Annotated in this window: 6 protein-coding genes; 4 read left to right on the forward strand and 2 right to left on the reverse strand. The window is 26.5% G+C overall.

The features are described 5' to 3' along the window. Nucleotides 1-25: 25 nt before the first annotated feature. Both EPJ72_RS13710 and EPJ72_RS03530 read right to left on the reverse strand, forming a co-directional pair. Entirely contained in the window at nt 26-307 is a 282-nt protein-coding gene (locus EPJ72_RS13710; RefSeq protein ID WP_147730871.1) for an integrase core domain-containing protein, read from the reverse strand. A 33-nt stretch (nt 308-340) separates the two neighbouring features. Beyond that, nucleotides 341-1003, reverse strand: coding sequence for a DDE-type integrase/transposase/recombinase (locus tag EPJ72_RS03530; protein WP_147730867.1), 663 nt, complete (start codon nt 1001-1003; stop codon nt 341-343). A gap of 184 nt (nt 1004-1187) precedes the next feature. On the opposite strand from EPJ72_RS03530, the gene EPJ72_RS03535 reads away from it, so the two are divergent. The 4 genes from EPJ72_RS03535 to EPJ72_RS03550 are packed head-to-tail and all read left to right on the forward strand — an operon-like array spanning nt 1188 to nt 5891. Further along, nucleotides 1188-3044, forward strand: coding sequence for a ribonuclease J (locus EPJ72_RS03535; RefSeq protein ID WP_147730868.1), 1857 nt, complete (start codon nt 1188-1190; stop codon nt 3042-3044). Continuing rightward, on the forward strand, nt 2927-4021 hold the full coding sequence (gene sppA, locus EPJ72_RS03540) for a signal peptide peptidase SppA (protein ID WP_242004901.1): 1095 nt from the start codon (nt 2927-2929) through the stop codon (nt 4019-4021). Before EPJ72_RS03535 ends, sppA begins: the two co-directional genes overlap by 118 nt. Before the next feature lies 1 nt (nt 4022). After that, nucleotides 4023-4586: a hypothetical protein gene (locus tag EPJ72_RS03545; protein ID WP_147730869.1), complete on the forward strand. Its 564-nt coding sequence runs from the start codon at nt 4023-4025 to the stop codon at nt 4584-4586. A 9-nt stretch (nt 4587-4595) separates the two neighbouring features. After that, nucleotides 4596-5891, forward strand: a complete 1296-nt coding sequence (locus EPJ72_RS03550; RefSeq protein ID WP_147730870.1) for an LptF/LptG family permease — start codon at nt 4596-4598, stop codon at nt 5889-5891. Nucleotides 5892-6225 lie beyond the last annotated feature (334 nt).

Below are 6225 nucleotides of genomic sequence, written 5' to 3' on the forward strand. Positions count from 1 at the left end.
ATATTTTAAACTAAATATTATAACACTATATAGAAATAATTTCAATATTACTATATATAGTTAATTGTTTAGGAGCCACAGATATTGTACTTTTACTTGCTATAATATTTTTGATTCTTTCTTTGATTGTAATATACAATAACGAAGAAATCAATCTTTGATTGTTATAAAAATGTGTATATTCTTTTAATTTTTCTCTTAATAATTCTACAGTTATATTTTTATTTAATCGTGAATAAAATTCTCTTTCGTCTATGCCGTGTACTCTTTCTACTACGCCGTTGTATCTCGGTGTCGCTATAGGAATATATCTTCGTTCTAATTTATTTTTAAGACAATATTAATCAAAAATATTTATTTTAGGAGTATTAATACAGCGGTATGTATATTCTAATCCATTGTCTGTTTGTATAGCTTGTATCCTAAAAGGTGAAGTTTTCAATACATATTTTAAGAAAGATAAAGCACTAGAAGGTGTTTTATCTTCATAGATCTGTCTCCAACTATAACGAGTAGCTAAATCTACAGCAGTGAATTGATAAACTCTTTTTCTGCCTAATTTGATATATTTAGTGTCTATTTGAACTATTTTGCCTTCTTTTTGTATTTTAGAGACAAATTTTCGTTTATCATATCGCTTCTTTTTCTTTTTTATTTTGTATCTCCAAAGATTATTTCTTTTTAGTACATTCTCTATAGCTGTAACACCTATCTTAATGCCTTCACGATTTAAATATGCTTTAATATAATGCTTACCTCGATATTTTTTAGTATAGAGTTCAATAATTAAATTAATAGCTTTTTGATTATTAAAGATATTTGGAGAAGTTTTTGGCTTAGTACTAAAATTAGCGACAGTTCCAGTGTCTTTATATTTTTTAAGCCAAGCATAAAAAGTAGATTTGGGTATTTCTTCTATCTTTAGAAATCTTTTAATATTTTTAGTTTCTAATGCTTCATCCACTATAAATAATTTAAATTCTGTGCTATAATCTTTTTTCATAGTAGTATCCTTTTATTTGTTTTCTATATCAAAATATTATAACAAGGATACTGCTTTTTTTATACTAAAGAATGTCCAATATCTCACACTCCTAAACAATAATAACTTATAATAACTTGACTTAATATTTCATTACAGTTAAAATAAAAAAATTAAAAAATAATATACTAAAAGTAGTAAATAGATGAACAATAATGATAAAATAAGAATCATACCTTTAGGCGGCGTACAAGAAATTGGTATGAATATGACTGTTATAGAGTATGGAGATGAAGTATTAATAATTGACTGCGGATTTATGTTTCCTAAGTATCATATGCTTGGAATAGATTATGTTATACCAGACACTTCATATTTGGAAGATAAAAATATAGTTGGATTAGTATTAACTCATGGACATGAGGACCATATAGGAGCTATACCACATTTTTTAAGAAAATTTCCTAATATAAAAATTTATGGTTCAAGATTAACAGCTGCTTTTTTAAGAGCAAAATTAAATGATTATAAAAATGAATATAAAAATGTAGAGATTTATGAATTAGAGCCAAGAAATAAAATTCAAATAGGAATGAATTTTGATATAGAGTTTATAAGAGTTAATCATAGTATACCAGATGGTGTCGGAGTTGCCATCACGACTCCTCTTGGCGTTATAATACATACAGGAGATTTTAAAGTTGATTTAAATCCTACTACTGATAAATTTATAGACCTTTATAAGTTTGCAGAATATGGTGAAAAGGGAGTTTTGCTTCTTTTGGCAGATTCTACCAACTGTCATAAAAATGGTTTTTCTATGAGTGAAAGTTTGGTGCAAAACACTATGACTCCCCTATTTGCCTATGAAGATGGTATGATAATTGTTGCTGTTTTTGCAAGCAGTATAGAGAGAATACAGGATTTGGTAACTGCAGCTAAGATTAACAATAAATATGTAGCATTTTCTGGAAGAAGTTTACTTAAATATACAAAAATAGCACAAGAGATGGGATATTTAAATCTATATGATATAGTGATACCTATAGACAAATTAAATAGATATCCAAGAGAAAAGATTGTATGCATAACTACAGGCACACAAGGAGAGCCATATTCCTCTCTTTCATTAATAGCTGCTGAAGCTCATAGACATATAAAAGTAGAAGACGGAGATATGGTAATATTTTCTTCTAGTGTTATACCGGGTAACGAAATGTCTGTTACAAGAATGATTAATAATCTTTATGATCTTGGAGCTAAAATGGTAGGAGAAGATAAAAAACTTCTTCATGTATCTGGGCATGCTTCAAGTGAAGATTTAAAACTTATGTATAGATTAGTAAAGCCAAAATATTTTATACCTATTCATGGAGAGAAAAGGCATTTAATTAGTCATATAAAATTGGTAGAAGAGCTTAATGGGCTTAACTCTAAAGGCTTTTTACTTTATAATGGCAATGTACTTGAAATAGATAGTTCTTTAGAAGCAAAAATTGCTGAGCCTATAGAGATAAGAAATATTTATGTTGATGGTAAGGGTGTTGGTGATTTGGAAGACAGCATATTCTTCGATAGAGAACAATTATCATTAAACGGTGTTGTTGTTGCAAATGTGGTAGCTAAAAAAAATAAAACAGGCAATTATGACATAAATATAGATATAGAAAGTAAAGGTTTTACATATAATGGAGCAGAAAAATCTTCTATAATAAGCAAAAATGAAGAGCTTATTAAAGAAGGAAAAAACTCTGCAACAGAAGCCGTTAGAAAATTACTTAATAGAAATAAAAAAACACCTTCCACTATAAAATATGAAGTGCGTGAAGCTTTAAGAAAGAAGTTTATACAGATAATAGGAAGAGAGCCTGTTATATTTGTATCACTTTATATAGACAATGTTTATATAGAGCTAGATGAAAATAATATAACTATGGAGGAAACATGTACGAACAAAACAATAAAGAACAAGAAAATACTACACAAGAAGAAAGTAAGGAATATACAAATGGCATCCAAAAAATTAAAAAAGAAAAAAATAAAGAAAGTAAAAGATTTATAATATTTTCTTTATTAATATTAGTTTCTATAATTATAGGTATTATTTCTGTATTTAGCAAACCTAAGAATACAATATCATCTGTTATTATAAGAGGAAAAGAAACTAATGCTATACAAAATAAAGAAGGTATTGCAATTATAGATTTAGTAGGTGTTATATCACATGTAGCAAGAAAAAACTCACTTGGAATAGAAGAAAAATCTGTTACAGAAAAATTAATTGATGATTTTGAATATTATATGAAAGACAATAATGTAAAAGCAATAGTACTACAAATAGATAGCCCCGGAGGAGCTTTAACTTCTTGTGAAGAGGCTTTAAAATATTTGCAAGACTTAAAGAAAAAATATCCAAAACCAATAGTAGCTTCGTTTAGAAGTATGGCAGCAAGCGGCGGATATTATATTTCTATGATAGCAGATAAAATATATGCTAATGAATCAACACTCACTGGAAGTATAGGAGTAATATCTCAGTTTGTTAATGTATCTAATTTAATGGATAAGTATGGAATAAAAATGTACACAATAAAAAGCGGCAGAAATAAAGATTCATTATCTCCATTTAGAGAGCCTAGAGAAGATGAACTTGCTTATTGGCAGGATATGACTTATGAGTTTGTAGCTCAATTTACTAATGTAGTAGAAACTGCAAGAGGAGATAAAATTAAAGGCAATAGAGAAGATTTATTTGACGGAAGAGTATTTAGCGGAAAGAGGGCTTTGGAAGTAGGTTTAATAGACAATATAGGCACACTTCAAGATGCTATAAAAGCTGCTGCTGAAATGGCAGATATTACAGATGAAGAGCCTTATATTATAAAAAAACCAGAAAACAAAAATTTTATAAACCTAATATTATCAAGTATGCCTTTTCTTTATAAACATCAGGCTTTAATACCTTATGAAGAATTAATAAATACTAAATATATAGGTGTGCCTATGTATATTTATCTTCCTAATTATATAGGAGAGTAAAATGAAAATATACGAAGCTATATATTATTATATGTTATCTCCTAAAGAGGCTATAAAAAAAGAATTAAAATTAGAATATGCTTTAATAATATATTTAATTGCCTCTATTAGCATATCAATATCAGCTTTAATAACCATTGGAAATAAAAGTTCTATATTTAAATTATTGATACTCGTTTTTGGAATATCTGCCTACATTGCAATATCAAACATACTAAAAATAGCTGTTATTAATTTAACTACTACTCTATTAAATATATCTAATCAAAACTGTATTAAGAAGTTTATAAAGAATTATTTTGCTATATATGGAATATTTATTCTTATTTTGCCAATAAGCTTAATTTTTATAAAAAATTCTGCTTTATTTTTTATACAGGCCATTTGTTTTATAATATTTCAAATATATTATTTCTTTATATCATATTATAATATAAAAGAATCTTTTAATATAAATAGCAGTTCTAAAGCATTTATAATTTTACTTTCTCCCATTATAATAGATTATTTAACATATATATCTTTGATTATATTAATATTTGGAGTATTTATAAATAGTTTATAATTTATTGTTATGAAGAAGATAAAAAAATATATTATATTAGAAGCTATAGGTCCTTTTATAGCAGGTGTGCTTTTTTTTACATTTATATTTGTAATACAGCTTTTACCAGAATTATTTAAGCTTATATTAAATAATGGTGCTCCTATATCTACTTCTTTAGAGATATTCGTTTATATGCTTCCATTCAACGTAGCAATTACTATACCAATGTCTATACTAATGGCTGGTATTATGGGATACGGAAGGCTTTCTTCTGACAATGAAATAATAGTAATGCGTGCTTTGGGATTTTCTCATATGAGAATATATGCCCCTATTATTATACTTGGTTTTTTTACTTTTTTATTTTCTTTGTTTTTTAATAATGTTGTTATGACTGAATCAAATTACAGATATAGAGCCTTATTTTCTTATATAATTAATATAAGACCTTCTATTGCAGTTGGAAAATTGGAGTTTGCATATATATCTGATATTAATTTATCTATCGGGGCATATTATAGCGATAATAATGGTATGTCTAATGTTGTTATTTATGACGGTAATTCTCAAGCTAGAAGAATAATTACTGCTAAAACAGGAAAATGGAAAAATAATGAAGCTAATTCTAAAGTGATAACATTAACTTTATATGATGGAATAGTTCAGGAGATGCCTATATATGGATTTGTAAGTAATGATTTTACTGTGTTTGATGCTATGGATATTAATATAGTTAGAAATGTAAGTAAATTAAATGATCATGATAGAGGACTTAGAGAAATTCCTGCTTGGGAGATAAGAAAAAAAATAAATAATACATTGTCTAATTCTATGCAAGCAATAACTAATCAAATAAGTAATATGATAATTACTGCATATTCTAATTCATTTATAACAAATATAGATGGAACAACAAATATAACATTAACTAATGCTAAAGTATCTTTTGCCTCTTTTTCAAACACATACGTTACAACAAACTTTGCAGAATTAGATAGATTAATAAATACAACTAAAAAAGAATCTGTACCATATTTTTATTATGTAGAGTTTCATAAATTTATATCTATACCAGCAGCTTGCTTATTTATGGTATTTATTGGGGCTCCTTTGGGTATAGTAGGTAAAAGAAGCGGCAGGGGATTTGGATTTGGGCTTTCTGTAATAGTTGTAGTAATATATTATATTTTAATCACTGTGGCAGAAATAATAGCAGGAAATAGAAAAATACCGGGCTTTCTTGCTATGTGGTTTCCAAATATAGTATTAGCCGCCATAGGAGCTTTTCTTATGATACGCTCATTCTTTAGCAAAGGAAAATAATAATAAAGTTATGTTATATTTTTTAATGCAAAATAATTATACTTAATAAATTATTTTTTTAAAATATATAAGCTTTATTTATTATAATAGACTTGTTTCAAAAGTACTTGACAAATCAATTTATAGTTTCAAAGAAGTAAGAATTATGTTAATATATTCGTAAAAAAGGATTTTATAAAAATGATTGATTGTCAAAGTGTGATTGGTTTAAAAAAACATATTTATTTCTTTTAGAAGAATTAAGAAAAGTATATAAAGGTTTTAATAATGGCAGACCAAGAAAACTTTCTTTGGAAACTATGCTTTTTATCACTTTTATATATTTTAAACAATA

Source organism: Brachyspira pilosicoli, assembly GCF_008016535.1.
In the GTDB taxonomy this organism is placed as follows: Bacteria; Spirochaetota; Brachyspiria; order Brachyspirales; family Brachyspiraceae; genus Brachyspira; species Brachyspira pilosicoli_A.

Coding starts and splice junctions, on each gene's coding strand:
- EPJ72_RS03545 (WP_147730869.1), top strand. CDS start 4,023: ATGAAAATATACGAAGCTATATATTATTATATGTTATCTCCTAAAGAG.
- EPJ72_RS03550 (WP_147730870.1), top strand. CDS start 4,596: ATGAAGAAGATAAAAAAATATATTATATTAGAAGCTATAGGTCCTTTT.
- sppA (WP_242004901.1), top strand. CDS start 2,927: ATGTACGAACAAAACAATAAAGAACAAGAAAATACTACACAAGAAGAA.
- EPJ72_RS03530 (WP_147730867.1), bottom strand. CDS start 1,003: ATGAAAAAAGATTATAGCACAGAATTTAAATTATTTATAGTGGATGAA.
- EPJ72_RS03535 (WP_147730868.1), top strand. CDS start 1,188: ATGAACAATAATGATAAAATAAGAATCATACCTTTAGGCGGCGTACAA.